Annotated in this window: 28 protein-coding genes; 17 read left to right on the top strand and 11 right to left on the bottom strand. The window is 70.8% G+C overall.

The window, feature by feature from the left end; all coding sequences use genetic code 11:
* Positions 1 to 260: 260 nt before the first annotated feature.
* The 11 genes from BLW76_RS16205 to BLW76_RS16155 all read left to right on the top strand — a co-directional run bounded on the left by BLW76_RS16205 (position 261) and on the right by BLW76_RS16155 (position 9,301).
* Positions 261 to 704, top strand: a complete 444-nt coding sequence (locus BLW76_RS16205; RefSeq protein ID WP_091307965.1) for a helix-turn-helix transcriptional regulator — start codon at positions 261 to 263, stop codon at positions 702 to 704.
* Positions 705 to 714: 10 nt separating this feature from the next.
* Entirely contained in the window at positions 715 to 1,125 is a 411-nt protein-coding gene (locus tag BLW76_RS16200) for a VOC family protein (RefSeq protein WP_091319454.1), read from the top strand.
* 92 nt (positions 1,126 to 1,217) lie between these two features.
* Positions 1,218 to 2,372 (top strand): MFS transporter, encoded by a 1,155-nt coding sequence (locus tag BLW76_RS16195; protein WP_244170180.1) that lies wholly within the window; start codon positions 1,218 to 1,220, stop codon positions 2,370 to 2,372.
* Positions 2,357 to 2,614 (top strand): AraC family transcriptional regulator, encoded by a 258-nt coding sequence (locus tag BLW76_RS16190; RefSeq protein WP_091307963.1) that lies wholly within the window; start codon positions 2,357 to 2,359, stop codon positions 2,612 to 2,614. Before BLW76_RS16195 ends, BLW76_RS16190 begins: the two co-directional genes overlap by 16 nt.
* A 5-nt stretch (positions 2,615 to 2,619) precedes the next feature.
* Positions 2,620 to 3,033, top strand: coding sequence for a VOC family protein (locus BLW76_RS16185; RefSeq protein ID WP_091319449.1), 414 nt, complete (start codon positions 2,620 to 2,622; stop codon positions 3,031 to 3,033).
* Between the two features lie 25 nt (positions 3,034 to 3,058).
* Positions 3,059 to 5,437, top strand: coding sequence for an ATP-binding cassette domain-containing protein (locus tag BLW76_RS16180; protein ID WP_091307961.1), 2,379 nt, complete (start codon positions 3,059 to 3,061; stop codon positions 5,435 to 5,437).
* Positions 5,438 to 5,533: 96 nt separating this feature from the next.
* On the top strand, positions 5,534 to 6,550 hold the full coding sequence (locus BLW76_RS16175) for a fatty acid desaturase family protein (RefSeq protein WP_091307958.1): 1,017 nt from the start codon (positions 5,534 to 5,536) through the stop codon (positions 6,548 to 6,550).
* 10 nt (positions 6,551 to 6,560) lie between these two features.
* The gene (locus BLW76_RS16170) at positions 6,561 to 7,622 is read left to right on the top strand and encodes an MBL fold metallo-hydrolase (RefSeq protein WP_091307957.1); all 1,062 of its coding nucleotides are present in this window, start codon (positions 6,561 to 6,563) and stop codon (positions 7,620 to 7,622) included.
* Between the two features lie 105 nt (positions 7,623 to 7,727).
* A complete protein-coding gene (locus tag BLW76_RS16165; RefSeq protein WP_091307954.1) occupies positions 7,728 to 8,018 on the top strand; it encodes a transposase in 291 nt (96 codons plus the stop codon).
* On the top strand, positions 8,015 to 8,896 hold the full coding sequence (locus BLW76_RS16160) for an IS3 family transposase (protein WP_091307952.1): 882 nt from the start codon (positions 8,015 to 8,017) through the stop codon (positions 8,894 to 8,896). Before BLW76_RS16165 ends, BLW76_RS16160 begins: the two co-directional genes overlap by 4 nt.
* Before the next feature lie 150 nt (positions 8,897 to 9,046).
* Positions 9,047 to 9,301: a Smr/MutS family protein gene (locus BLW76_RS16155; RefSeq protein ID WP_009075408.1), complete on the top strand. Its 255-nt coding sequence runs from the start codon at positions 9,047 to 9,049 to the stop codon at positions 9,299 to 9,301.
* Positions 9,302 to 9,357: 56 nt separating this feature from the next.
* On the opposite strand, the gene BLW76_RS16150 is transcribed toward BLW76_RS16155, so the two are convergent.
* From BLW76_RS16150 to BLW76_RS16125, 6 genes are all read right to left on the bottom strand, one after another.
* Positions 9,358 to 9,957 (bottom strand): Rv1733c family protein, encoded by a 600-nt coding sequence (locus BLW76_RS16150; protein WP_091307950.1) that lies wholly within the window; start codon positions 9,955 to 9,957, stop codon positions 9,358 to 9,360.
* A 130-nt stretch (positions 9,958 to 10,087) separates the two neighbouring features.
* Entirely contained in the window at positions 10,088 to 10,627 is a 540-nt protein-coding gene (gene hsaB / locus BLW76_RS16145) for a 3-hydroxy-9,10-secoandrosta-1,3,5(10)-triene-9,17-dione monooxygenase reductase subunit (protein WP_091307947.1), read from the bottom strand.
* On the bottom strand, positions 10,624 to 11,535 hold the full coding sequence (gene hsaC, locus BLW76_RS16140) for an iron-dependent extradiol dioxygenase HsaC (protein ID WP_091307946.1): 912 nt from the start codon (positions 11,533 to 11,535) through the stop codon (positions 10,624 to 10,626). Before hsaC ends, hsaB begins: the two co-directional genes overlap by 4 nt.
* Positions 11,535 to 12,380, bottom strand: coding sequence for a 4,5:9,10-diseco-3-hydroxy-5,9,17-trioxoandrosta-1(10),2-diene-4-oate hydrolase (hsaD, locus tag BLW76_RS16135; RefSeq protein WP_091307943.1), 846 nt, complete (start codon positions 12,378 to 12,380; stop codon positions 11,535 to 11,537). The genes hsaC and hsaD overlap by 1 nt, the downstream gene beginning before the upstream one ends.
* Complete coding sequence (hsaA, locus tag BLW76_RS16130; protein WP_091307942.1) at positions 12,380 to 13,543, bottom strand: 3-hydroxy-9,10-secoandrosta-1,3,5(10)-triene-9,17-dione monooxygenase oxygenase subunit; 1,164 nt, start codon at positions 13,541 to 13,543, stop codon at positions 12,380 to 12,382. Before hsaA ends, hsaD begins: the two co-directional genes overlap by 1 nt.
* A 34-nt stretch (positions 13,544 to 13,577) precedes the next feature.
* Positions 13,578 to 15,179 carry an FAD-binding protein gene (locus BLW76_RS16125; protein WP_091307939.1) on the bottom strand — a complete coding sequence of 534 codons (1,602 nt, stop codon included), beginning with the start codon at positions 15,177 to 15,179 and terminating at the stop codon, positions 13,578 to 13,580.
* Between the two features lie 100 nt (positions 15,180 to 15,279).
* On the opposite strand from BLW76_RS16125, the gene kstD reads away from it, so the two are divergent.
* Genes kstD through BLW76_RS16095 form a run of 6 tightly spaced genes read left to right on the top strand, consistent with a single transcriptional unit; the run spans position 15,280 to position 20,698 of the window.
* Entirely contained in the window at positions 15,280 to 16,944 is a 1,665-nt protein-coding gene (kstD, locus tag BLW76_RS16120) for a 3-oxosteroid 1-dehydrogenase (protein ID WP_091307938.1), read from the top strand.
* Positions 16,941 to 18,077: a 3-ketosteroid-9-alpha-monooxygenase, oxygenase component gene (locus BLW76_RS16115; protein WP_091307935.1), complete on the top strand. Its 1,137-nt coding sequence runs from the start codon at positions 16,941 to 16,943 to the stop codon at positions 18,075 to 18,077. Before kstD ends, BLW76_RS16115 begins: the two co-directional genes overlap by 4 nt.
* Positions 18,074 to 18,331 carry a hypothetical protein gene (locus BLW76_RS16110; RefSeq protein ID WP_091307932.1) on the top strand — a complete coding sequence of 86 codons (258 nt, stop codon included), beginning with the start codon at positions 18,074 to 18,076 and terminating at the stop codon, positions 18,329 to 18,331. The genes BLW76_RS16115 and BLW76_RS16110 overlap by 4 nt, the downstream gene beginning before the upstream one ends.
* Entirely contained in the window at positions 18,324 to 19,355 is a 1,032-nt protein-coding gene (locus BLW76_RS16105; RefSeq protein WP_091307929.1) for a ferredoxin--NADP reductase, read from the top strand. Before BLW76_RS16110 ends, BLW76_RS16105 begins: the two co-directional genes overlap by 8 nt.
* Positions 19,356 to 19,365: 10 nt before the next feature.
* Positions 19,366 to 20,214: a MaoC/PaaZ C-terminal domain-containing protein gene (locus tag BLW76_RS16100; protein ID WP_091307927.1), complete on the top strand. Its 849-nt coding sequence runs from the start codon at positions 19,366 to 19,368 to the stop codon at positions 20,212 to 20,214.
* A 31-nt stretch (positions 20,215 to 20,245) separates the two neighbouring features.
* Positions 20,246 to 20,698, top strand: a complete 453-nt coding sequence (locus tag BLW76_RS16095; protein ID WP_091307925.1) for a riboflavin kinase — start codon at positions 20,246 to 20,248, stop codon at positions 20,696 to 20,698.
* Between the two features lie 101 nt (positions 20,699 to 20,799).
* On the opposite strand, the gene BLW76_RS16090 is transcribed toward BLW76_RS16095, so the two are convergent.
* The 5 genes from BLW76_RS16090 to BLW76_RS16070 all read right to left on the bottom strand — a co-directional run bounded on the left by BLW76_RS16090 (position 20,800) and on the right by BLW76_RS16070 (position 25,062).
* Entirely contained in the window at positions 20,800 to 21,372 is a 573-nt protein-coding gene (locus tag BLW76_RS16090) for a DUF5134 domain-containing protein (RefSeq protein WP_091307922.1), read from the bottom strand.
* Positions 21,373 to 21,453: 81 nt separating this feature from the next.
* Positions 21,454 to 22,623 carry a lipid-transfer protein gene (locus BLW76_RS16085; protein ID WP_091307920.1) on the bottom strand — a complete coding sequence of 390 codons (1,170 nt, stop codon included), beginning with the start codon at positions 22,621 to 22,623 and terminating at the stop codon, positions 21,454 to 21,456.
* Positions 22,620 to 23,006: a MaoC family dehydratase gene (locus BLW76_RS16080; protein WP_091307917.1), complete on the bottom strand. Its 387-nt coding sequence runs from the start codon at positions 23,004 to 23,006 to the stop codon at positions 22,620 to 22,622. Before BLW76_RS16080 ends, BLW76_RS16085 begins: the two co-directional genes overlap by 4 nt.
* Positions 23,003 to 23,911, bottom strand: coding sequence for a bifunctional MaoC family dehydratase N-terminal/OB-fold nucleic acid binding domain-containing protein (locus BLW76_RS16075; protein ID WP_091307914.1), 909 nt, complete (start codon positions 23,909 to 23,911; stop codon positions 23,003 to 23,005). The genes BLW76_RS16080 and BLW76_RS16075 overlap by 4 nt, the downstream gene beginning before the upstream one ends.
* Positions 23,908 to 25,062 (bottom strand): acyl-CoA dehydrogenase family protein, encoded by a 1,155-nt coding sequence (locus BLW76_RS16070; protein ID WP_091307910.1) that lies wholly within the window; start codon positions 25,060 to 25,062, stop codon positions 23,908 to 23,910. Before BLW76_RS16070 ends, BLW76_RS16075 begins: the two co-directional genes overlap by 4 nt.
* Position 25,063: the final 1 nt, after the last annotated feature.

The raw sequence follows: 25,063 nt of genomic DNA, 5'->3' as shown, positions 1-25,063 counted from the left end.
GCGGGGGCCCGGGGTCGAGCGCCACGGTGGGTCACTCCGCCGCGGCGCACGGGCCGTGGAGGTCGTTCCGGCGGAAGGGTATGCCGCCGGAAGGAGCTCCACGGTCAAGCAGCACCGGTGCACGGCCGTCCCGGGGGCACGGGAACCCCCGGGACGGCTCACCCGCCACCGAATGTCATGAAAGAGTCGTTCATGGCGTCAGGCGTCATGAACGACTCTTTCATGACATTCGATCCCGCCCGATATGGCAGGATTCATCCGTGACCAGCACCGCCGCCACGGCGCAGTACCTGCGCGACCTCGCGCTGCTGCGCAAGGTCCGCGACCGGATCGACCGGGAGTACGCGCAGCCGCTCGACGTCGAGGCGCTGGCCCGTGGCGTGAACATGTCCGCCGGGCACCTCAGCCGGCAGTTCCGGCGTGCCTACGGAGAGTCACCATATTCGTACCTCATGACGCGGCGGATCGAGCGGGCGATGGCCCTGCTCCGCAAGGGCGAGCAGAGCGTCACCGAGGTGTGCTTCACCGTCGGCTTCTCGTCGCTCGGCACCTTCAGCACCCGGTTCGCCGAGCTGGTCGGGATGCCGCCGAGCGTCTACCGGGAGCAGCAGGCCGAGGCCACCGTCGGGCTGCCGCCGTGCGTGGCCAAGCAGGTCACCAGACCGATCAGGAATCGAGAAGCGCGGCCGTCGGCGGCCACATAGTGTGACCACCATGGACGTCACCATTCACTCGAGCTTCCTCCCGCACACCGACCCGGAAGCCTCGCTCGCCTTCTACCGCGACCTCCTCGGCTTCGAGGTCCGGCAGAACGTCAAGTACGGCGACATGCAGTGGATCACCGTCGCGCCGCCGAACCAGCCCGACACCTCGATCGTGCTGACGCCGGTGGCCGCGACGCCGGGCCTGACCGACGACGAACGCCGCATGATCGCCGAGATGATGGCCAAGGGCACCTACGCGTCGGTCAACCTCGCGACCAAGGACCTCGACGCGCTGTTCGCCAAGCTCGAAGCCGGCGGCGCCGAGGTCGTCCAGGAGCCGGTCGACCAGCCCTACGGCATCCGCGACTGCTCCTTCCGCGACCCGGCGGGCAACCTCCTGCGCATCCAGGAACTGCGCTGACCACGACAGCACTCGGCTACCGCGAGGTACTGCGCGACCGGCGGATCGCCGGGCTCCTGCTGGGCGACCTGCTCGCCAACATCGGCACCGGCATGCTCCTGGTGGCCATGCCCGTGCAGACGCTCTCCCTGCACGGCGACGTCCCGAAAGCGATCGCCATCGGGGTCGTGGAGGCCGCGCCGTTCGTCCTGTCCACCGTGCTGGCACTGGCCATCGGCCTCGGCCGGGTCCGCCTCCGGCCGCGCACGCTGCTCGTCGCCGACTGCGTGCTGCGGTCGGGCACCTTCGCCGTCCTCGGCGTCCTGGCCGTCACCGGCAGGCTCATCCTGCCGGTGCTGATCGCCGGGCTGTTCTTCGGCGCGACCTTCCGGCTGGCCGGGTCGAGCAGCCGCCGCCTGCTGGCGACGTCGGCCGCGGGCGAGGCCGGCCGGTTCTCGGTCAACGGCCTGCTCGGGCTCAACACGACGTTCGCGCTCTACATCGCCGGCCCGGTGCTCGGCGGGGTGGTCGTGGCGACCGCCGGCGCGGGCTTCGCGCTCTTCGTCGACGCGGGCGGGGCGCTGATCCTGCTGGCCGCGACGCTCGCGTGCGTGCCCCGCGGCACCGAGAGCCGGGACGCGCTGCGCGACGGCGGCACCCACGAATCGGGCTGGCGGATCCTGCGCCGCCGCCCGGTCGCCGCGCGGCTGCTGGTCGTCGAGTTCTTCTTCAACTTCCTGTACATGCCGGTCGAAGTGGCGCTCCCGCTGTACGTGAGCGGCTCGCTGCACGCCGGCGCGTCCGGTCTGGGGATGCTGTGGGGTGCGCTCGGGGTCGGCGCGTTCCTCGGCGCCGCGCTCGTCAGCCGGCTGCGGAACCTGCCGCAGCGGCCGCTGCTCGTCGCGATCATCGGCCTCTGGGCGCTGTGCCCGATCGCGCTCGCCGTCACCGGCGACCTCACCGTGGCCCTGCTCGTCTTCGGCCTGGGCGGGCTGGTGTACGCGCCGTTCACGCCGGTGGCGTACAGCTTCCTGCAGTCCGGGCTCGCCCCCGGGGAGCAGCAGCAGGTCGTCACGCTGTGGACGACCGGCGCCACGGTGGCCGCCCCGCTCGGGCTGGCCCTGGGCGGGCCCCTGATCGAACTCACCGGCAGCACGGGCGGTCTCGTGCTGTCCGGCGTGCTGACCCTCCTGCTGCTCCCGATCGCGGCCCGGGCGGTGCTCGGGCGGCGCACCCACGAAGGGACTCCGTCATGTGTCTCGGCCTGAAGGTCGCCGCGCACCACCATTTCCGCGAGCTGGTATTGCTGCGCCGCGTCCGCGACCGCATCGACACCGAATACGCACAACCCTTGGACGTCGAGGCGCTCGCGTGCATTGCCGGCCTGCCCGTCGCGGTGTTCGTCCGCCGTTTCCAGGACGCTTACGGCCTTTCGCCGCACGATTACCGGCGGGCCGCCGAAGCGATCAGGAATCGAGAAGCCCCGGCAGCGCGCTCGAAAGTAGCGTGATTCCCATGAACCTCACCATTCACCAGACCTTCCTCCCCCACCACGACCACGAAGCCTCGCTGGCCTTCTACCGCGACACCCTCGGGTTCGAGGTGCGCAACGACGTCGACTACGGCGGCCAGCACTGGCTCACGATCGGCCTGCCCGGCCAGCCCGACACCTCGCTCGTGCTGCAGCCGACCGGCGCGGCCTACGCGGACCTGTCCGAAGAGGAACGCCGGACGATCACGGAGATGATGGCCAAGGGCACCTTCGCCGCGGTCAACCTGGCCACCGACGACCTGGACGCCACCTTCGAGCGGGTGCAGGCCGGTGACGCCGAGGTCGTCCAGGAGCCGGCCGACCAGCCGTGGGGCATCCGCGACTGCTCCTTCCGCGACCCCGCCGGAAACCTCGTCCGCATCCAAGAAGTGCGCTGACCCGAACGAAAGCTGGAGAACCCCGATGAGCAAGCCCACGAGGAAGAACGCACCGCACGTCGCCGACAGCCACGACCTGATCCGCGTCCACGGCGCGCGCGTGAACAACCTCAAGGACGTCAGCGTCGAGCTGCCCAAGCGGCGCCTGACGGTGTTCACCGGGGTCTCCGGCTCCGGCAAGAGCTCCCTGGTGTTCAGCACGATCGCCGCCGAGTCGCAGCGGCTGATCAACGAGACCTACAGCACCTTCGTGCAGGGGTTCATGCCGACGCTGGCCAGACCCGACGTCGACGTCCTCGACGGGATCACCACCGCGATCATCGTCGACCAGGAGCGGATGGGCGCCAACCCGCACTCCACGGTCGGCACCGCCACCGACGCGAACGCGATGCTGCGCATCCTGTTCAGCAGGCTCGGCACCCCGCACATCGGTTCGCCGCAGGCGTTCTCGTTCAACGTCGCCTCGATCAGCGGCGCCGGCGCGGTCACCATCGAAAAGGGTGGCCGGCAGATCAAGGAGCGCCGCAGCTTCAGCATCACCGGCGGCATGTGCCCGCGCTGCGAGGGCCGCGGCAAGGTCAACGACATCGATCTCACCGCGCTGTTCGACGAGAACAAGTCCCTCAACGAAGGCGCGATCACGATCCCGGGCTACAGCATGGAGGGCTGGTACGGCCGCATCTTCCGCGGCTCCGGCTTCTTCGACCCGGACAAGCCGATCAAGAAGTACACCAAGAAGCAGTTCGCCGACCTGGTCTACAAGGAACCGACGAAGATCAAGGTCGAGGGCATCAACCTGACCTACTCCGGGCTGGTGCCGTCGATCCAGAAGTCCTTCCTCTCCAAGGACGTCGACGCGATGCAGCCGCACATCCGCGCGTTCGTCGAGCGGGCGGTGACGTTCCAGACCTGCCCAGACTGCGACGGCACGCGGCTGTCGGCGGAGGCGCGGTCGTCGAAGATCGACGGGCTCAGCATCGCCGACGCGTGCGCGATGCAGATCAGCGACCTCGCCGCGTGGGTGGCGAAGCTGTCCGAGCCGTCGGTCGCGCCGCTGCTGGACGCGCTGAAGCACACGCTCGACTCGTTCGTCGAGATCGGCCTCGGCTACCTCTCGCTCGACCGTCCATCCGGGACACTCTCGGGTGGGGAAGCCCAGCGCACCAAGATGATCCGGCACCTCGGGTCGTCGCTGACCGACGTGACGTACGTCTTCGACGAGCCGACGATCGGCCTGCACCCGCACGACATCCAGCGCATGAACGACCTGCTGCTGCAGCTGCGCGACAAGGGCAACACGGTGCTGGTCGTGGAGCACAAGCCGGAGGCGATCGCGATCGCCGACCACGTGGTCGACCTCGGCCCGCGCGCCGGCACCGAGGGCGGCGAGATCGTCTTCGAGGGCACTGTGGACGGTCTGCGGGCCAGCGGCACGCTGACCGGGCGGCACCTGGACGACCGCGCGTCGCTGAAGCCGTCGGTGCGCACGCCGTCGGGCTTCCTCGAGGTGCGCGGGGCGTCGACGCACAACCTGCAGGACGTCGACGTCGACATCCCGCTGGGCGTGCTGGTCGTCGTGACCGGGGTGGCGGGCTCGGGCAAGAGCTCGCTGATCCACGGCTCGGTGTCCGGCGGCGAGGGCGTGGTGACGGTCGACCAGACGGGCATCCGCGGCTCCCGCCGGAGCAACCCGGCGACGTACACGGGCCTGCTGGAGCCGATCCGCAAGGCGTTCGCCAAGGCCAACGGCGTGAAGCCGGCGCTGTTCAGCGCGAACTCCGAAGGCGCGTGCCCGAACTGCAACGGCGCCGGCGTGGTCTACACGGACCTGGGGATCATGGCGGGCACCGCGACACCGTGCGAGGTGTGCGAGGGCAAGCGGTTCAACGCCGAGGTGCTGGAGTACACCTTCGGCGGCCGCGACATCAGCGAGGTGCTGGGCATGTCGGTGTCCGCGGCGCAGGCTTTCTTCTCGTCCGGCGACGCCGCGCTGCCGGCGGCGCACAAGATCCTGACGCACCTGTCCGACGTCGGCCTCGGCTACCTGACACTGGGCCAGCCCCTGACGACCCTGTCCGGCGGCGAGCGGCAGCGCATCAAGCTGGCGACGCACATGGCGGAGCAGGGCGGCGTGTACGTCCTGGACGAGCCGACGGCTGGCCTGCACCTGGCCGACGTCGAGCAGCTGCTGGGCCTGCTGGACCGGCTGGTGGACGCGGGCAAGTCGGTGATCGTCATCGAGCACCACCAGGCGGTGATGGCCCACGCGGACTGGATCGTCGACCTGGGCCCGGGCGCCGGCCACGACGGCGGGAAGATCGTGTTCGAGGGGACGCCTGCTCAGCTGGTGAAGGCGCGGAAGAAGACGCTGACCGGGAAGCACCTCGCGGAGTACGTCGGCTGACGCGTATACCAGACGCCGTGGTAGGGCGGGCCCCCGCAAATTGCCTGGTGCGGTCCGGGTTCCGGCGAGGCCCCCCTACCGCGAAGACTCGGGTGGGTGACCACGACAGAGATCAGCACCGGCAGCGACTTCGCCCGGCTGAGCCACCGCATCTCCGCCGCCGGCCTGATGAACCGCCGTCCCGGCTACTACACCGCCCGCATCGCCGTCGTCACCGGGTTGTTCGCCGCCGGCTGGGTCGCCTTCGCCCTGCTGGGGAACTCCTGGTGGCAGCTCGCCGTCGCGGCCTTCATGGCTGTCATGTTCGGGCAGATCGCCCTGCTCTCGCACGATCTCGCGCACAAGCAGGTCTTCCGGCGACGGCGGCCTGCCGAGATCGCCGGGATGCTCGCCGGGAACCTCGGGATCGGGATGAGCTACGGCTGGTGGATGGACAAGCACACCCGCCACCACGCCAACCCGAACCACGAGGAGCTCGACCCGGACGTCGACCCGGACATCCTCGTGTGGTCGAAGGACCAGGCCCGCCACGCGAGCGGCGTCGCGCGGTTCGTCGGGCGGTACCAGGCGTTCCTGTTCTTCCCGCTGCTCACCCTCGAAGGCCTCAACCTGCACTGGTCCGGCATCCGCGCGGCCCGCAGGCCGGGGCTGCGTTACCGCGGCGTGGAAGCCGCGCTGCTCGCCGGGCACTTCGGCCTGTACCTCGGTGCGCTGTTCACCGTGCTCTCCCCCGGCATGGCGCTGCTGTTCTTCGCCGTCCACCAGGGACTGTGGGGTGTCTACATGGGATCGATCTTCGCGCCCAACCACAAGGGCATGCCGACGCTGACCGGGCGCCCCGAGCTCGACTTCCTCCGCAAGCAGGTGCTGACGTCGCGCAACGTCCGCGGCGGCCTCGTCACCGACGTCGCCCTCGGCGGGCTCAACTACCAGATCGAGCACCACCTGTTCCCGAGCATGCCGTCGCCGCACCTGCGGCGGGCGCAGCCGGTCGTCCAGGCCTACTGCGCCGAGCTGGGCATCCCGTACCTGCAGACGAGCCTGGTCGAGTCCTACCGGCAGGCGCTCACCCACCTGCACGAAGCTGGGGCCCCTCTCAGGAACCGTTCGTAGACTCGGGGACATGAGGAAGATGATCGAGGCCCTGCGGGACCTGCCCGCGGCGTTCGGCGCGAAGGCCGCCGGCGCCCGGGCCGAGCGGGTCCGCTCCTCGCCGCAGTTCGACGGCAAGGTGTTCCGCAACGCGGCGCCGCGGCACCCGATGACCGCGGCCTCGATGCGGACCATCTTCCGCGAGATGTTCTTCGGCGAGCACCGTGAGCTGCGCAAACCGGGCAGCGCGGTGCCGCTGGTCGCGGCGGAGCCGGTGCTGTCCGCCGACGGCCTGCACCTGACGTGGTACGGCCACGCGTCCACGCTGGTCGAGCTCGACGGCGCCCGCGTGCTGCTCGACCCGGTGTGGAGCGACCGCGTGTCCCCGGCGGCGTTCGCCGGCCCGCGGCGGCTGCACGAGCCGCCGGTGCCGCTGTCCGGGCTCGGCCGGATCGACGCCGTCGTGATCTCCCACGACCACTACGACCACCTCGACCTGGCGACGGTCCGCGCGCTGGTGGCCTCGTCGGAGGCGCCGTTCCTGGTCCCGCTCGGCGTCGGCGCCCACCTGGAACGCTGGCGCGTCCCGGCCGACCGGATCATCGAGCTCGACTGGCACGAAGAGGCGAAGGTGGCGGGCATCCGGTTCGTGGCGACGCCGGCCCAGCACTTTTCGGGCCGCGGCATCACGAACGACGACACGCTGTGGGCGTCGTGGGCCCTGCTGGGGCCGTCGCACCGGGTGTTCTACAGCGGCGACACGGGCTACTTCGACGGATTCGCCGCCATCGGCGCGGAGCACGGCCCGTTCGACGCGGCGCTGATCCAGATCGGCGCTTACGCACCGCACTGGCCGGACATCCACATGACCCCGGAGGAGGGCGTCGCGGCGGGCCTCGACGTCCGGGCGAAGCTGCTGGTCCCGGTGCACTGGGCGACGTTCCAGCTGGCGATGCACCCGTGGGGCGAGCCGGCCGACCGCGTGTGGACCGAGGCGAAGGAGGCCGACCTCCCGCTGGCGATCCCCCGCCCGGGCGAGCGCATCGACACGGCCGCACCCCCACCGGTGGACGGCTGGTGGCAGGCCCTGTGACTCCGGCGCCGACACGCGTGATCAGGAGGTCGACACGCGTGTGGAGTTGCCCCGTGGGGCCGGACACCTTGATTCCAGACAGTGGTCTGGAGGGAGGATGTCCTGATGTCTCGCAGGTCGAAGTATCCGGAGCAGTTCCGTCGTGACGCGGTCGAGCTGGTGAACTCGAGTGACCGGCCGTTGCGGCAGATCGCCCGCGAGCTGGGGGTCAATCACGAGACCCTGCGGGCGTGGGTGAACACCGCCAAGCAGGAGGCGGAGGCTGGGCCGCCGGCAGAAGACCCGGCGGAGGCCCTGGAGGTGACGCGGTTGCGGAAGCAGGTCGCTGAGCTGCAGAAAGAGAAGGAGATCCTGCGGAAAGCGGCCGCCTATTTTGCGCGCGAGATGGATCGATGATCTACCGCTACCGGTTCATCTCCGAACACCGCACCGAGTTCGGTGTCAAGCGGTTGTGCCAGGTCCTGGGCCTGCGCCGGCAAGGCTTCCACGAGTGGGTCGCCGCCGAAGCCGGCCGTGCCCGGCGGGCGGAGGCCGAGGCCGAACTGGTCAGGCTGATCACCGAGATCCATGCCGAACACCAGGGTGCCTACGGCGTCCCGCGGATCACCGCCGAACTGCACCGCCGCGGGATCGTGGTGAATCACAAGCGGGTGGAGCGGCTGATGCGCGCACATGGCCTGGCCGGGATCACCCGCCGCAAACGCCGCACCACCACCCGGCCTGCGGCCGGCCCGGTCACCCCGGTTCAGGACCTGATCCGCCGGGACTTCACCGCCGAGAAACCCGGGACACGGCTGGTCGGGGACATCACCTGCCTGCCCACCTTCGAGGGCTGGCTCTACCTGGCCACCGTCATCGACCTGCACACCCGGGAGGTCGTCGGCCATGCCATGGCCGACCACATGCGCACCGACCTGGTCTGCGACGCCATCGACCTCGCGACCGCCCGCGGCCTCATCCAGCCCGACGCGGTGTTTCACTCCGACCGCGGCGTCCAATACACGAGCAGCCAGTTCCGGGCCGCCCTCGCCGAGCATCGGATCCGCCCGTCGGTCGGGCGGGTGGGGTCCTGCTACGACAACGCCGTCGCCGAAGCCTTCTTCGCCACCCTTAAAACCGAGATCGGCACCACGATCTGGCGGACACGAGCCCAGGCGCGCCAGGACGTGTTCACCTGGCTGCGCTACTACAACCACAACCGGCTGCACTCCACCATCGGCCAGAACACCCCCGCCGAAGCCCGAACCAGCTACCGTCAGGCCCTGGCTGCCTGAAAACCCCGTGTCCGCCTCACCGGGGCAACTCCACGTGATTGAAGGGTCGACACGGCTCTGCGCCGCCGTGTCGTCGCTCCGATCACGCGTGTCGGCTGTGGGATCACGCGTGTCGACCGCTGCCGCACGTCGCCGGGGCCGGGAGGACGCGTGAAGCTGAAGCTGGACCTGCACGACATCTACAACCGCGGCGGCGAGATCGACCGCGCGCTGCGGGCGGTCATCGACGAGGCGGTGGCCAAGAAGGCCCCGCTGGTCGAGATCATCCCGGGCAAGGGGTCGGGGCAGCTGAAGAAACACGTCCTGCGGTTCCTCGAGCGCAAGGACGTCAAGGCGCTCTACCACCGGGTCGAAAAGGACAAGGACAACTTCGGCAGGGTGTTCGTGCACTTCCGCTGGAAGTGACGGCTCAGATCGGTTCCGGCGCCGGGCCGGTGCGGCGGCGGGATGGCGTTACGGGCTCAGAAGCGGCTGTCGTGGCGGGCTTGCGACCACGCCCGGTCCCAGGCCGCCGCGTGGAAGCGGGTCAGGACGAACCGGGCCGTCGCGTACAGGCCCGCCAGCGCTCCCGTGATCGCCGCCCACAGGAGGATGGCCGCGAAGACGCCGTCCGCCGCCGAGGTGGCCGCCGACAGGGGCTCGCCCGCCAGCTCGCCGCGGGAGTCCAGCCAGATCGGCACGTGGGTGCCCGCCGGGCTGCCCGGGTCGGCGAGGACGTCGCCGGTGTGGCGGGCGCCGCGGGCGTCGAACCAGGCCGCCGGGACCGTGGCCTGCGCGGCCGGGGCGCCGGCGCCGTCGGTGCTGTAGGGCTGGCCGGCCGCTGCCGCGAGGGAGACCGCCGTCGCCGGGTGGCGGGTCGCGCGTTCCTGGGCCGCGCGGGCCGTTTGTGCCGCGTACGTGTCGGAGCCGAAGGCCGCCGCGAACGGGATCGCGAGGAACGCGCCGGCGACGGCCAGGAGCAGCAGGAGGGCTTCGACGCGGTCGCCCGCGCGCGCCAGCGGGTTGCGACCGGGGTGCACCCGCCGCCCGAACCGGGCGATCCGTCCGCTGGGCCCACGCATGCGCGACACACTCCTCCCGGGAAGATTTCTTCTCGGTAACAGTGTGCGCGCCGAGGCTCGGCTTTCTCTCGTGAATGGGACGCGGCCCACCTGTGAATCCGTGCACAACCACCCGGTGGAGCGATCCCGGTTACAGCCAGTCGTCGGGACGCGGCCAGGGCAGCATGGCCGCGAACGCGTCGCGGACCGGCTCGGTGACGGCGTACCGGCCGCGGTGGAACAGCAGCGGACGTGCGTCCGACGGCGCGCCCAGTGCCGTCACCCGGCCGATCACGACGTAGTGGTCACCCGCTTCGTGCACGGCTTCCAAAGCACAGTCGATCCAGGTCAGCGCGCCGTCCAGCAGCGGTGCGCCGGACGGCGCGGGTGTCCAGCCGAACCGGGCGAACTTGTCCTCGCCGCGGGCGCCGAACACCGCGCTGACCTCCTGCTGGTCCTCGGCCAGCACGTTGACCGCGAACCGGCCCGCCGCGGCCAGCACCGGCCACGTGCGCGAGGTCCGGGCCGGGCAGAACAGCACCAGCGGCGGGTCGAGCGACAGCGCCGCGAACGACTGGCAGGCGAACCCGGCGAGGGTGTCGCCGTCGCGGCCGGTGACGACCGTGACGCCCGTGCAGAAGTGCCCGAGCACGCTGCGGAACTCGGTCTGGTCGACCGCCACGGAGGTCATGCGCCCGGGGGCCGCGCGCCGACCGAGAAGTCGTGGCCCCACAACGAGACCGCGGTGCTCTCGCGGGCGATCCAGTTGTCGTCGTCGACCTGACGGCCTTCGCAGCCGAACTCGACGTCGAAGCCGCCCGGGGTCTTCATGTAGAACGACAGCATCAGGTCGTTGACGTGCCGGCCGAGGGTGGCCGACATCGGCACCTTGCGCCGGATCGCGCGGTCGAGGCACAGGCCGACGTCGTCGGTGTTCTCCACCTCGACCATCAGGTGCACGATCCCGGACGGCGTCGGCATCGGCAGGAACGCCAGGCTGTGGTGCCGCGGGTTGCAGCCGAAGAACCGCAGCCACGCGGGTGGCCCGTCGGCGGGCCGCCCGACCAGCTGCGGCGGCAGGCGCATCGAGTCGCGCAGCCGGAAGCCGAGGACGTCCCGGTAGAAGCGCAGCGACGCCTCGTCGTCCTTTGTGGACAAAACAACATGGCCGAGACCCTGCTCGCCGGTGACGAACTTGTGGCCGTACGGGCTCACTACCCGCCGGTGCTGCAGTGCGACGCCGTGGAACACCTCCTGGGTGTTGCCGGACGGGTCGTCGAAGCTGATCAGCTCGTCGACGCGGCGGTCGGCCAGTTCCTCCGGGGTGCCTTCCTTGTACGGCACCGAGGCTCTGTCCAACCGCGACCGGATCTCGGCGAGCTCACCGGCGTTGGCCGCCTCCCAGCCGGTGACCGCGAGGCGGTCCGCGGAGCCCGGCGAAATGACCAGCCGTGCCGGGAAGTCGTCCATGCGCAGGTAGAGCGCTTCGGGGTTCTCGCCCTTGCCTTCGACCATGCCGAGCACCTTGAGGCCGTACTCGCGCCACGCGGCCATGTCGGTGGCTTCGATGCGGAGGTAGCCCAGTGACCGGATGCCCATCAGGAACTCCCGAGGAAGTCGAGGGCCAGCCGGTTGAACTCGTCGAACTTCTCCAGCTGGGCCCAGTGCCCGCAGCCGCCGAACACGTGCAGCTGCGCGCGCGGGATGGTTTTCAAAGCGACCAAGGCGCCGTCGAGGGGGTTGACGCGGTCTTCGCGGCCCCAGATCAAGAGTACGCGCTGGCGCAGGCGGTGGGCCTCGCGCCAGAGCATGCCTTCTTCGTACGTGTCGGGCTGCGCGAACGACATGCCCATCGCGCGCATGGCGGCCAGTGACTCGGGCGTGTTCGCCGCGGCGAAGCGTTCGTCGATCAGCTCGTCGGTGATCAGCGCCTGGTCGTGGACCATGATGCGCAGGAAGGCTTCCATCCGTTCGCGCGACGGCTTGGCCGCGAACCGCCCGAGGTTCTTGACGCCCTCGGTCGGGTCGGGCGCGAACAGGTTGACGCTCAGCCCGCCCGGCCCCATCAACACCAGCCGCCCGGCGCGCTTGCCGTGGTTCAGCGCGAACCGGACCGCCGCGCCCCCGCCCAGCGAGTTGCCGACGAAGTGCGCGCGTTCGATCCCCAACGCGTCCATGAGCCCGAGGACGGCGTCCGCGCTGTGCCGGAAGTACTGCGGGTGCTCGGTCGGCTTGTCCGACCGCCCGAAGCCGGGCTGGTCGACGGCGATCGTCCGGTAGTGCTTGGCGAACTCCGGCAGGTTGCGGCCGAAGTTGCTCCACGCCGACGCGCCGGGCCCGCCGCCGTGCAGCAGGATCACCGTCTCGGCGTGCTCGGCGCCGGCTTCGTGGTAGTGCAGCTTCAGCGAGCCCGCCTGGACGTACTTGCCTTCGGGAGCGGCCATCAGTACATCGCGTTCTCGACGGGGAGCCCGAAGGCGCCGGTGCCGTACATGACGTACGCGCGCTCGGCGTCGTTGGCCGCGTGGACCCGGCCCGCGTGCGCGTCGCGCCAGAAGCGCTGGATCGGCGTGCCGCGCTGGATCGCCCGGCCGCCGGAGTTCTCGAAGAGCCGGTCGATCGCGGAGATCGCGCGCTCGGTGCCGCGCACCTGGTCGCGCCGGACGCGCAGCCGCAGGTCCGCGGGCAGCCGCTCCTCGCGCTTGGCGAGCCCGTACAGCTCCTCGATGTTGCGGGTCAGCTGCAGCCAGGCGGCGTCGATCTCACTGGCCGCCTCGGCGATCCGCACCTTGGCGAACGGGTCCTCTTTGGACTGTTCGCCGGCGTAGGCGGCCCGCACGCGCTTGCGCTGGTGCTCGACGTGCGCGTCGTAGGCACCCTGGGCCATGCCGATGATCGGCGCGGTGATCGTGGTCGGGTGCACGGAACCGTACGGCAGCCGGTAGAGCGGGCCGGGGTTGACGGCCTGGCCCGGCACCTTGCACTTCGACGTCGCGATGAAGCTCAGCGCCCGGTGCTGCGGCACGAAGACGTCCTCGACGACGATGTCGTTCGAGCCGGTGCCGCGCAGGCCGATCGTGTCCCAGACGTCCACAATGGAGTAGTCGGCGATCGGCAGCAGGTAGGTGCAGAAGTCGACCGGCTTGCCGTCCTTGAAAACCGGTCCCCCGAGCAGCACCCACGTGCAGTGGTCGCAGCCGGAGGAGAAGCTCCACCGGCCCGACAGGCGGTAGCCGCCCTCGACGACCTCGGCCTTGCCCATCGGCGCGTACGAGGAGGAGATCCGCACGTCCTGGTCGTCGCCCCAGACCTCCTGCTGCGCCTGCGCGTCGAACAGGGCCACGTGCCACGGGTGGACGCCGAGGATGGAGGCGACCCAGCCGGTGGACCCGCACGCGCTCGCGATCAGCTTGACCGCCGTGTAGAAGCTCGTCGGGTCGGCTTCGAAACCCCCGTGGAGCTTCGGCTGCAGCAGCTTGAAGAACCCGGTCTCCTGCAGGGCCTTGACGGACTCCTCGGGGACGCGGCGCGCGTCCTCGGTGTCCTGGGCCCGTTCCCGCAGGACCGGCAGGAGGTCCCGGACCCCGGCGATCACCTGCTCGCTCATGCGCAGTTCCTCTCTAGTCTCAACTACCGCAAGACTAGAACACGTTCTCGTTTTTGTCGAGAACGCCCTGCGCCAGGGCACTGTTGATCCCCGCTCTGCGGCCGGAAAACACGCAGTCGGCCAGCGACAGTCCGCTCACGTAAGACCTGGAACAGATTCCCACGGCGGTGCGGCCGGCGGCGTACAGCCCCGGGATCGGCTGCCCCGCCGTGCTCCGCACCGCGCCGGTGTCCTCGTCGACGACCAGTCCGCCGAGGGTGAGCATCGGCGTGGGGTAGCCGAGGTTCGGCCGCACCGAGATGTCGATGAGCGAGTACGGCGGGTTGTCCAGGCGCCGCACGAACTCGGTGGGCTTGCCCACCGGATCGCGGTCGCCGTGGTAGGCCTCGACGCTCGCGCGCAGCCCCTGCGGGTCGACGCCGGCCTTGCGCGCCACCTCCTCGACCGTCGTCCCGGTGACGCGGCCGCGCCGCAGCAGGTACCGCAGCTGCAACGCCTGGAACCACTGGCTCTGCGCCCTCGTGTCCCGCCGCGCCTCGGCGACGATCGGCGCGTCGACGAGCAGCCAGCCCCGGCTCCCGTGCTCCTCGATGAGCTTCTCGCCGACCGCGGCGCCGTAGCGGGACTCGTCGATGACCCGCCGCCCGGCGGCGTCGACGATGATCCCGCTGAGGAACGCGCTCGGCGGCGTGATGAACCGCCACGCGGAGATCCGGCCGAGCTCGCCGGTCGCCCCGCCGGCCGCAATGCCGAGCCGGATGCCCGAACCGTCGTCGGCGGACGTGCCGAGCGGGAGCCCACCGCGGTAGGCCGGCGCGTGCTCGCGCACCATCTCGCGGTCGGCGATGAAGCCGCCGGCGGCGAGCACAACCCCGCGCCGGGCGGAAATCCGCAGCTCACGGCCGTGCGCCCGCTCGAAGCGCTCCACCCGCCGGTGCAGCGACTTGCGCAACGACGGCACGTAGATCCCGGGCTTCGCCGCGTACTGCGCGAAGCGCTGGTGCCGCGCCCGCACCGACGCGGGGGCGTCGCTCAGGGTGTCGGCGACGAGCCCGGTGACGCGGCCGGCGTCGTCACGGATCAGACTGCGGGCGGTCGTCTGCGTCAGCACCCGGATGCCCCGGGCGCGCACGGCCGCCTTGAGCCGCGCCATCAGCATCTTCCCCGAGGTCCCGGGCCCCTTGACGCGGTGGCCGCGCGGGGCGGGCTTCGCCGCGTCGCGGAAGCCGCCTGCCGCTTCGCTGCCGGAGTAGTAGAGGTAGTGGTCGTCGCTCGGGTACGACGTCTTGTACGGGCAGAGGCTGCCTTCGAACGGCACGCCGTTGCCCTCCAGCCAGGTGATCATCTCGCGGCTGCCCTCGCAGAACCGCCGGAGCGTCTGTTCGGAGACGACGTCCCCGGTTTCCATGCGCAGGTAGGCGTACATCGCGTCGACCGAGTCGTCGACGCCGGCGTCGAGCTGCTGCCCGGTGCCGCCGCCGGCGTAGACGACGCCGCCGCTGACCGCGCTGGCCCCGCCCCCGGCGAAGCGTTCGACGATGATGACGTCGGCGCCCGCGTCGGCCGCTTCCAGGGCGGCGCAGGCGCCGGCCGCCCCGAAACCCACGATGACCACGTCCGCGACGAGTGCGTCCATGGTCGCTACCCTAGAACTGAAACACGTTCTCGTCTATGGTGACCGAAAGCGGCTCTCAACTGGGTACTCGGTCTGTGGAACACGTTACAAGTGAGGTGGCATGACGGAGCAGTTCGACGTCGTCGTGGTCGGCAGCGGTGCCGCCGGGATGACCGCCGCGCTGGCTGCGGCCCACAACGGCTTGAGCGTAGTGGTCCTGGAGAAGGCGGGCTGTTTCGGCGGCTCGACCGCCCGCTCCGGCGGCGGTGTCTGGCTGCCCGGCAACCACGCGCTGCGCGCCGCCGGGATCGACGAACCACCCGAACGGGCGCGCGAGTACCTGGCCTCGATCGTCGGCGACGTCGTCCCGGCCGGCCGGCGGGACACGTTCCTCGCGCACGGGCCCGAGGTGCTGCGGTTCGTCTGCGACCACACGCCGCTGGAGTTCCGCTGGGTCCGCGACTACAGCGACTACCACCCCGAGGCGCCCGGCGGGCGCCCCGGCGGCCGCTCGGTCGAGCCGGTCGCCCTCGACGGCAAGCTGCTCGGCGCCGAGCTGGCCCACCTCGAACCGCCGTACAGCGCTCCCCCGCTCGGCGTGCCGATCACCCAGGCCGACTACCGCTGGCTGAGCCTCCTCGCCCGGCACCCGCGCGGGGCGCTGCGGCTGCTGTCGCTGGGCCGGCAGTGGCTCGTCGGCAAGCTCCGCGGGCAGCAGCTGCTGAGCATGGGGCAAGCGCTTGCGGCCGGCCTGCGGGTCGGCCTGGCCCGGGCCGGGGTCGAGGTCCGGCTGAACACGCCGCTGGTCGACCTGCAGGTCGACGGCGACCGCGTGACCGGCGTGGTCACCGCGGAGGGAACCGTCGAAGCCCGGCGCGGCGTGATCCTCGCCAGCGGCGGCTTCGAGCGGAACCTCGAGATGCGCGAGAAGTACCAGCGGGCGCCGATCGGCGTCGACTGGACCGTCGGCGCCGAGGCCAACACCGGCGACGGCATCACCGCCGGTCTCAAGCTGGGCGCGGCGCTCGACCTGATGGACGACGCCTGGTGGGGGCCGTCGCTGCCGCTCACCGGCGGGCCGTGGTTCGCACTGGCCGAGCGGTCGCGGCCGCGCAGCATCATGGTCGACGCGCACGGCGAGCGGTTCGTCAACGAGTCGGCGCCCTACGTCGAAGCCGTGCACGCGATGTACGGGCCCGGCGACGGCCCGGGCCGGCACATCCCGACCTGGCTGCTGTTCGACCAGCGCTACAAGGACCGGTACATGTTCACCGGCATCGGGCCGCGCCAGCCGCTGCCGGGCCGCTGGTTCAAGGCCGGGATCGCGGCGAAGTCGTCTTCGGTCACCGGGCTGGCCGCGAAGATCGGCGTCCCGGCGGCCGCGTTGAAAGCCACCATCGAGCGGTTCAACGGCTTCGCGCGCAACGGCGTCGACGAGGACTTCCACCGCGGCGTCAGCAAGTACGACCACTACTACGGCGACCCGCGCAACAAACCCAACCCCAGCCTCGGCCCCCTGGACAAAGCGCCGTTCTACGCGGTGAAGATCGTGCCGGGCGACCTGGGCACCAAGGGCGGGCTGCGCACCGACGAGCACGCGCAGGTGCTGCGCGAAGACGGCTCGGCGGTGCCGGGGCTGTTCGCCGCGGGCAACGCCAGCGCGGCCGTGATGGGCCGGACGTACGCCGGGCCCGGCGCGACCATCGGTCCCGCCATGGTGTTCGGCTACCTTGCGGCGACGCGGCTGGCGCACGAAGATCGAGGGACCACGGGAGGGCAGCGATGACGCAGGATTCGGTACGCACCATCTACGCCGGTGAGCCGCCGACCCGGTTCGCCCGCGGCTGGCACTGCCTCGGCCTGGCGGAGACCTTCCGCGACGGGAAGCCGCACGCGATCACCGCGTTCGGCACGAAGCTCGTGGTGTGGGCGGACTCGGCCGGCGAGCTGCACGTGCTCGACGGCTACTGCCGGCACATGGGCGGCGACCTCACCCAGGGCAGCGTCAAGGGCGACGAGGTGGCCTGCCCGTTCCACGACTGGCGCTGGAACGGCAAGGGCAAGTGCGTCTCGATCCCCTACGCCAAGCGGGTTCCGCTGCGCGCGCGGACGCGGTCGTGGACCACGGAGGTGCGCAACGGCCAGCTGCTCGTCTGGCACGACCCGGAGGGCAACCCGCCGCCCGAGGAGCTGGCGATCCCGCGGATCGAGGCCGCCGACAGCGCCGAGTGGAGCAACTGGACCTGGGACGAGATCTTCATCGACGGCTCCAACTGCCGGGAGATCATCGACAACGTCGTGGACATGGCGCATTTTTTCTATATCCACTATGCCTACCCGACGTACTTCAAGAACGTGTTCGAGGGCCACATCGCCACGCAGTACCTCAACACCAAGGGCCGCCCGGACATGGGCATGGCGTCGAACTACGGCGGCGAGGAGAACCTGCTGCGGTCGGAGGCGTCGTACTTCGGGCCGTCGTACATGATCAACAAGCTGGTGAACTCGTTCCAGGGCTACGAGATCGAAAGCGTGCTCATCAACTGCCACTACCCGGTGACGCCGACGTCGTTCGTGCTGCAGTACGGGATGAAGGTGCGGAAGCCGCCGGGCATCTCCGACGAGCACGCGGACAAGATCGCCGCCAAGCTGGCCCGCGGGATCGGCGCCGGCTTCCTGCAGGACGTCGAGATCTGGAAGCACAAGACCCAGATCGACAACCCGCTGCTGTGCGAAGAGGACGGTCCGGTCTACCAGCTTCGCCGCTGGTACCAGCAGTTCTACGTCGACGTCGCCGACGTCACCGAGGACATGACCCGGCGCTTCGAGTTCGAAGTGGACACTTCGAAGGCGAACGAGGCGTGGGCGGCGGAGGTCGCGGAGAACCTGGCGCGGCAGAAGACCGAGGCGGAAGTGTGACCACCGCCGAGCAGACCGAATTCCTGTCGGGCGGGCTGCGGCCGCACGAGTGCCGCAGCTGCGGGACGTGCGTGCTGGTGAAGAAGAACAGCATCCAGCACACGAGCATCCAGTGGACGTCCCGGCCCGCCGACAGCTGCCCGGTGTTCGCGGACGCGGACGGCCCGTCGGCGCTGCTCGACACGTGCCCGAAGCTGGCCGACAGCATCGGCGACGCGGTGCGCGAAGGCACGCTGGCGGTGGCCGATGGCTGAGCGGGTCTACACGCTGACGGTCGCCGACGTCGTCGTCGAAACGCCGGACGCGCGGTCGGTGGTCTTCGAGATCCCGCCCGAGCACGCCGCGGCTTTTTCTTATACCGCGGGGCAGTTCCTGACCCTCCGCATTCCCAGCGAACAGACCGGTTCGGTGGCGCGGTGCTACTCGTTGTCGAGCGCGCCGCACGAGAACCGCGTGCAGGTGACGGTCAAGCGCACCGACGGCGGGTACGGGTCGAGCTGGCTCTGCTCGTCGCTGCAGCCGGGGATGCGGCTCGACGTGCTGGCACCGGCCGGGGTGTTCTGCCCGTCGTCGGTCGACGAGGACTTCCTGCTCTTCGCGGGCGGCAGCGGCATCACGCCGGTGATGGCGATCCTCAAGACGGCCCTGGAGACCGGCTCCGGCCGGGTCGTGCTGGTCTATGCGAACCGCGACGAGCGTTCGGTGATCTTCGCGGGCGAACTGGCTTCGCTGGCGAAGCGCTACGGCGATCGGCTGGTCGTCATCCACTGGCTGGAGAGCGTCCAGGGGTTGCCGGACGTCTCGCAGCTGCGCGGGCTGGCTTCGGCGTACACGTCGCACGAGGCGTTCCTCTGCGGGCCGGCGCCGTTCATGGCGGCCGTGCGGGAGGCGCTCGGGCAGCTCGGGGTGCCGCGGGACCGGGTGCACGTCGAGAAGTTCACGTCGCTGACCGGCAATCCGTTCGAAGAGACCGTCGAGGTCGTCGAGGAGCCTTCCGACGAGGCACCGGCGTCGCTGACGGTGTCGCTGGACGGCTCGACGCGGACGATGTCCTGGCCGCGGCAGCGCAAGCTCCTGGACCGGCTGCTGGACGAGGGCATGGACGCGCCGTACTCGTGCCGCGAGGGACAGTGCAGCGCGTGCGCGTGCCGGGTCGTCTCGGGCGAAGTGAAGATGCTGCACAACGAGGTGCTCGACGCCGAGGACATGGCGGACGGCATCGTGCTGGCCTGCCAGTCGCTGCCGGTCACCGACGAGGTCTCGATCAGCTACGAATAGGAGTTCCCGCGTGCCCATCGACCCCGCGGTCGCGATCGGTGCCGAGATCGGCGAGGTGAACTTCGCCTGGACGTCGTCGGACGTGCTGCTGTACCACCTGGCTCTGGGCGCCGGGCCGGACGAGCTGCGCTACACCTACGAGCAGGACCTGGTGGTGCTGCCGACGTTCGCGACGGTCGCGGCCAACCTGCGCGTGTTCGACCCGCCGGCGGTGTCGTTCCCCGGGGTGGAGATCGACCTGGCGAAGGTGCTGCACGGCAAGCAGGAGATCACGCTGCACCAGCCGATCCCGACGTCGGGGAAGGCGGTGGCGCGGTCGCGGATCGCCGACGTGTACGACAAGGGCAAGGCGGCGGTGGTGGTCCAGGAGGTAGCGGTCACGTCGTCGTCCGGGGATCCTTTGTGGACGGCCCGGTCGAGCATCTTCGCGCGGGGCGAGGGCGGGTTCGGCGGCTCGCGGGGGCCTTCGGAGCGGGTTGCCTGGCCTTCGGGGGCGCCGGACGTCGTGTTGGAGGTCCCGACGTTGCCGCAGCAGGCGCTGCTGTACCGGCTCTGCGGCGACCGCAACCCGCTGCACGCGGACCCGGCGTTCGCCCGGGCGGCGGGGTTCGAGCGGCCGATCCTGCACGGGCTGTGCACGTACGGGATCGTCGCACGGGTGCTGGTCAACGAGTTCCTGGACGGCGACCCGGCGCGGGTGGCGTCGTTCGCGACGAAGTTCGCCGGCGTGGTGTTCCCGGGCGAAACCCTGCGGATCCGGGTGTGGCGTGCGGACGACCGGCTGCTGGTGACGACGTCGGCGGTCGAGCGGGACGACGCGCCGGTGCTGGCGGACACGGTGCTGGTGTCCACTCCCTGAGCCGGGTTGCCGGAGCCGCTACCGTGGTGGGGTGACTGCATATTTCGTGGTGCGGGGAACGGTCGAGCCGGGCGACCAGCGCGGCCGCGAGCTGGGCTTCCCCACAGCGAACATCGCCTTGACCGACCAGGCAGGCTCACTGGGCGACGGGGTGTGGGCAGGCTGGATCGGCCGCCCGGACGGCACTCGGTTGCCGGCGGCGATCTCGGTCGGCCGCCGCCCGACGTACTACGGCGCGGACGGGTACCGCCTGCTGGAGGCGCACGTCCTGGAGTTTTCGGGCGATTTGTACGGCGAGACACTGGTGGTGTGGCTGGGCTCGCACCTGCGCGAGCAGGAGAAGTATTCCTCGGCGGAGGACCTGATCACGGCGCTGAAGAAGGACATAGCGGCGGCAACCCAGTGGACGGCCGACCACCCGGCGGCGGGGCTGCCGGAGCCGGGCGAGAGCCCGCTCGGCGAGGTGCGGCGGATCGCGGGCTGACCTGCCGCACCGCCCGAAACTGTCGGTGGTCTCCGGTAACGTGAAATCCGGGGGCCCCCAGGCCGGGGACCTCTCGGTGCCGTGCGCGCAAACCGCTGCGCTCACAATGCCGAGGCCAGCAACATGTACCCCATCCCGGCCCCCATCGCCGCCCGGCACACCGCGCGCGAGGCCTGGCCGGAGCCCGCGCCGGAGCCAAACGCGGCGCCGGCGCCCATGGCCGCCGAGCCGCGGACCACTGCCACTCCCGACCAGGCCGCGTCCGCCACGAAGTAGGCCGCCGCCAGCACCGCCACCGCCGGTAGTGCCAGCCGGGCGTCCATGGCCGACATCGTCAGCCATGGTCCGTGGTCCACTCCGCCGTGGGGCATCGCCGTCACCATGTACAGCATCGCCGCCGCTGACAACGCGTGGTGGGCGCACGACCGGCCGCGCCACCAGGCCAGTGCGAACCAAGCCGTTGCCAAAACCAGCACCGCCTGCCAGCCCGCCGCCGGGATCGGGCCGCCCACCGGGGAGACCATTGCCACCATCGCCACCACCAGCAGCAGCTCCGCGAGGTCGCCGTGGCGTACCCCGTGGCCCAGCCGGGCGTAGTCGAGGCGGACCAGGCGCAGCACGCACGGCAGCACCAGCGCCGCGAACACCGCCGTGAGCGCCCAGTCGACCACCATCGGCCTCACTCTCCGTCGTGGGGTGGTGTCTCCACCGTGACACCCACGCCGGCCGGGCACCAGCCGTCATTGAGGTGACACTCAGTCACCCGTCAGGATGAGTCCGCTGGTGGGCACACCCGTCCCCGCCGTGACCAGCACCCGGGACGCGCCCGTCACCTGGTTGGCCGCGGCGCCGCGGATCTGCCGGACACCCTCCGCGATGCCGTTCATCCCGTGGATGTACGCCTCGCCGAGCTGGCCGCCGTGCGGGTTGAGCGGCAACACGCCGTCGAGCTCCAGGGCGCCGTCGGCGATGAAGTCCTTCGCCTCGCCGCGGCCGCAGAAGCCCAGCTCCTCCAGCTGCATCAGCACGTACGGCGTGAAGTGGTCGTACAGCACCGCGACGTCCACATCGGACGGTCCCAGTCCCGACTGGCCCCACAGCTGCCTGCCCACGACGCCCATCTCCGGCAGCGCGGCCAGGTCGTCGCGGTAGTAGCTGGTCATCACGTACTGGTCCGGCCCGCTCCCCTGCGCCGCCGCCGCGATCACCGCCGGCGGCCGCGCCAGGTCGCGCGCCCGCTCGACACTCGTCACGACCAGCGCGACGCCACCGTCGCTCTCCTGGCAGCAGTCGAGCAGGTGCAGCGGCTCGGCCACCCAGCGCGACGCCTGGTGCTCCTCGAGGGTGATGGGCCGCTCGTGGAACCACGCGTTCGGGTTGGTCGCCGCGTGCTTGCGGTCGATCACGGCGACGCGGCCGAAGTCCTCGCTCGTCGCGCCGTAGTCGTGGAGGTACCGCCGCGCGACCATGGCCACCGTCGCCGCCGGGGTCGCGATGCCCATCGGGTAGTGGAACGCGTTGTCCACGCCCGAGGAGTTGACCTGGCCTGCCGCCGCCGACGACACCTGGCCGAAGCGGTGTCCGGACCGCTCGTTGAACGCCCGGTAGGCGACGACGACGTCCGCGACGCCGGTCGCCACCGCCATCGCGGCCTGCTGCACGGTCGCCGCGGCCGCGCCGCCGCCGTAGTGGATGCGGCTGAAGAACTTCAGCTCGGGGATCCCGAGTTCGCGGGCCACGGCGATCTCGGCGTTGCCGTCCATGGTGAACGACACCAGTCCGTCCACATCGGACGGCGTCAGCCCGGCATCGGCCAGTGCGTGGGAGATGCATTCGGCCGCGAGCCGCAGTTCGCTGCGCCCGGAGTCCTTCGAGAACTCCGTCGCGCCGATCCCGGCGATCGCCGCCTTGCCCGAGAGCGTCACGGCAGGGTCACCTCCACCGTCCCGGCGACGTGCTCACCGAGACTGTCCACACCGGACACCGACACGACGACGTCCCGCCCGGAAGCCGACACCACCCGGCCGGTGAACGTCAGCGTGTCGTAGGCGTAGCAGGGCACGCCGAGCCGGATCTTGATCGACCGGATCAGCGCCTCGGGCCCGGCCCACTCCGAGACGAACCGCTGCACGAGGCCCGTGTCGGTGAGGATGTTCAAGAAGATGTCCTTCGAGCCGCGCGCCACGGCCGAGTCGCGGTCGTGGTGGACGTCCTGGAAGTCGCGGGTCGCCAGCGCGGTGCTGACGACGAACGTCGGCGTCGCCTCGATCGTCAGCGGCGGCAGCTCGGTCCCTTCGGTGACGGTCATCGGGCCACCTTCCACGCGGGCAGGGTCAGGTCCTCGTCGACCTTGACGAACGCGGCGACCACCGGCAGTCCGATGTGGACCTCGTCCGGGGCCGCGTCCAGCAGCTCGGCCATCACCCGGACGCCTTCCTCCAGTTCGACCAGGGCCACCACGAACGGCAGCTGCTTGCCCGGCACCGCCGGGTGGTGGTGCACGACGTACGAGTACACGGTCCCCCGGCCGCCGGAGACGACGTAGTCGGGCTTGGTGTCGAGCGAGCCGTCGGGCGGCATCGGCCCCGGCGGGTGCCGCAGCGTCTCGCCCCAGCGCTGGATCCGCAGCTCACCCTCGCGCAGGCCGGCCCAGAAGAACTCGGTGTCCCGGCTGATCACCGGCCGCAGCACCGGCGCCGGCGGCGGTTTCGGCGCGGGCGGGCGGAACTTGAGCACCCGGAACATCATCTCGGCGACGGCCTCGTCCCCGACGTACCAGGTCATCCGCGTGGTGACGAACCAGCCCTCGCCGAGCGCGGTCTTCTTCGGGCCGACGACGTCCTCCAGCCGCGTTCGCGCCTCGACCTGCTCGCCGGGCCGCAGGTAGCGGTGGTAGGTCTGCTCGGAGTTCGTCGCGACGACGGAGGTGAACCCGGCTTCGTCCAGGAGCTCCATCATCAGGCCCAGCGGGTCGTCGGAGCCGCGGGGGACGTTCAGGCCGCCCATCGTCCACACCTGCGCCATCGCGGGCGGCGCGACCAGTCCCTTGTGGACGCTCGCGGCGGCGAACTCCGGGTCGGTGTAGACCGGGTTGCGGTCCCCGATCGCCTCGACCCAGTTGTTCACCATGGCCTGGTTGACGGGGTCGCGGGCCAGGCGCGGCGCGCATTCCCCGCGCGCGGCGATCTCCGCGGCGGCTTCTTCGATGGTCATCGTGGCACCCTCGGCAGGCCCAGGCCGATCGAGGCGATCAGCTCCCGTTGGATTTCGCTGACGCCCCCGCCGAAGGTCAGCACGATGTTGCGTTTCGCGGTGACGTCGAGCCATTCGGCGAGCTCGGCGGTGTCCGGATCGGCCAGGTCGCCGTGGCGCCCGACGATCTCTTCCAGGTTCCGGCCGATCCGCTGGATGGCCTCCGAGCTGAACACCTTGGTCGCCGACGCGTCCGCGACGCCCACCGGCGCGCTCGCCGAAGACACCGCGACCTGCCAGTTCAGCAGCTCGTTCACCCGGGTCACGGCCAGCGCGTCGGCGAGCACGGCCCGCACGTCGGCGAGGTCCAGCAGGCCGTGCGCGCTCGCCCAGGCGCGCACGCGGTCGTACAGGCCGCCGATCCGCCCGGCCGGCCCGAGCATGACGCGTTCGTGGTTGAGCTGCGTCGTGATCAGCCGCCAGCCCGCGTTTTCCCGGCCCACCAGGCGGTTCACCGGCACGCGGACGTCCGAGTAGTAGGTCGCGTTGACGTGGTGGGCGCCGTCGCAGGTGATGATCGGCGTCCAGGAGTAGCCGGGGTCGCTCGTGTCGACGATGAGAATCGAGATGCCCTTGTGCTTCGGTGCGTCCGGCGCGGTCCGCACGGCGAGCCAGATGTAGTCGGCGTCGTGGCCGCCGGTGGTGAAGATCTTCTGGCCGTTGACGACGTATTCGTCGCCGTCACGCACGGCCGTCGTCCGCAGGGCGGCGAGGTCGGTGCCGGCCTCCGGTTCGCTGTAGCCGATCGCGAAGTGGATCTCCCCGGCCAGGATCTTCGGCAGGAAGAAGGACTTCTGTTCGTCCGTGCCGAACTCCTGCAGCGTCGGCCCGACCGTCTGCAGGGTGACCGACGGCAGCTGGACGTCGGCGCGCGCGGCCTCGTCGACGAACAGGTGCTGTTCGATCCCACCGAAGCCCTGGCCGCCGTACTCGACCGGCCAGCCGACGCCGAGCCTGCCGTCGCGGCCCATCCGGCGGACGATCTCGCGGAACACCGGCCCGTGCCGCTCGCGCCGCATCGCCCGGCGTTCCTCGGGGCTGATCAGGCCGGCGAAGTAGTCGCGCAGCTCGGCCCGCAGCTGCCGTTGCGCGGAAGTCAGTTCGACGTGCATC

The organism is Amycolatopsis tolypomycina, assembly GCF_900105945.1.
Classification (GTDB): Bacteria; Actinomycetota; Actinomycetes; order Mycobacteriales; family Pseudonocardiaceae; genus Amycolatopsis; species Amycolatopsis tolypomycina.
This window is presented reverse-complemented; position numbering and strand designations above follow the sequence as displayed.

What these genes read in the sequence shown, in the direction of transcription:
- BLW76_RS16090 (WP_091307922.1), bottom strand. Translation starts at nt 21,372, where the DNA reads ATGGTGGTCGACTGGGCGCTCACGGCGGTGTTCGCGGCGCTGGTGCTG.
- BLW76_RS16070 (WP_091307910.1), bottom strand. Translation starts at nt 25,062, where the DNA reads ATGCACGTCGAACTGACTTCCGCGCAACGGCAGCTGCGGGCCGAGCTG.
- BLW76_RS16180 (WP_091307961.1), top strand. Translation starts at nt 3,059, where the DNA reads ATGAGCAAGCCCACGAGGAAGAACGCACCGCACGTCGCCGACAGCCAC.
- BLW76_RS16165 (WP_091307954.1), top strand. Translation starts at nt 7,728, where the DNA reads ATGTCTCGCAGGTCGAAGTATCCGGAGCAGTTCCGTCGTGACGCGGTC.
- hsaD (WP_091307943.1), bottom strand. Translation starts at nt 12,380, where the DNA reads ATGGCCGCTCCCGAAGGCAAGTACGTCCAGGCGGGCTCGCTGAAGCTG.
- BLW76_RS16115 (WP_091307935.1), top strand. Translation starts at nt 16,941, where the DNA reads ATGACGCAGGATTCGGTACGCACCATCTACGCCGGTGAGCCGCCGACC.
- BLW76_RS16125 (WP_091307939.1), bottom strand. Translation starts at nt 15,179, where the DNA reads ATGGACGCACTCGTCGCGGACGTGGTCATCGTGGGTTTCGGGGCGGCC.
- BLW76_RS16195 (WP_244170180.1), top strand. Translation starts at nt 1,218, where the DNA reads ATGCTCCTGGTGGCCATGCCCGTGCAGACGCTCTCCCTGCACGGCGAC.
- BLW76_RS16160 (WP_091307952.1), top strand. Translation starts at nt 8,015, where the DNA reads ATGATCTACCGCTACCGGTTCATCTCCGAACACCGCACCGAGTTCGGT.
- BLW76_RS16105 (WP_091307929.1), top strand. Translation starts at nt 18,324, where the DNA reads ATGGCTGAGCGGGTCTACACGCTGACGGTCGCCGACGTCGTCGTCGAA.
- BLW76_RS16080 (WP_091307917.1), bottom strand. Translation starts at nt 23,006, where the DNA reads ATGACCGTCACCGAAGGGACCGAGCTGCCGCCGCTGACGATCGAGGCG.
- BLW76_RS16150 (WP_091307950.1), bottom strand. Translation starts at nt 9,957, where the DNA reads ATGCGTGGGCCCAGCGGACGGATCGCCCGGTTCGGGCGGCGGGTGCAC.
- hsaC (WP_091307946.1), bottom strand. Translation starts at nt 11,535, where the DNA reads ATGGGCATCCGGTCACTGGGCTACCTCCGCATCGAAGCCACCGACATG.
- kstD (WP_091307938.1), top strand. Translation starts at nt 15,280, where the DNA reads ATGACGGAGCAGTTCGACGTCGTCGTGGTCGGCAGCGGTGCCGCCGGG.
- BLW76_RS16075 (WP_091307914.1), bottom strand. Translation starts at nt 23,911, where the DNA reads ATGACCATCGAAGAAGCCGCCGCGGAGATCGCCGCGCGCGGGGAATGC.
- BLW76_RS16170 (WP_091307957.1), top strand. Translation starts at nt 6,561, where the DNA reads ATGAGGAAGATGATCGAGGCCCTGCGGGACCTGCCCGCGGCGTTCGGC.
- BLW76_RS16200 (WP_091319454.1), top strand. Translation starts at nt 715, where the DNA reads ATGGACGTCACCATTCACTCGAGCTTCCTCCCGCACACCGACCCGGAA.
- BLW76_RS16190 (WP_091307963.1), top strand. Translation starts at nt 2,357, where the DNA reads ATGTGTCTCGGCCTGAAGGTCGCCGCGCACCACCATTTCCGCGAGCTG.
- hsaA (WP_091307942.1), bottom strand. Translation starts at nt 13,543, where the DNA reads ATGAGCGAGCAGGTGATCGCCGGGGTCCGGGACCTCCTGCCGGTCCTG.
- hsaB (WP_091307947.1), bottom strand. Translation starts at nt 10,627, where the DNA reads ATGACCTCCGTGGCGGTCGACCAGACCGAGTTCCGCAGCGTGCTCGGG.
- BLW76_RS16185 (WP_091319449.1), top strand. Translation starts at nt 2,620, where the DNA reads ATGAACCTCACCATTCACCAGACCTTCCTCCCCCACCACGACCACGAA.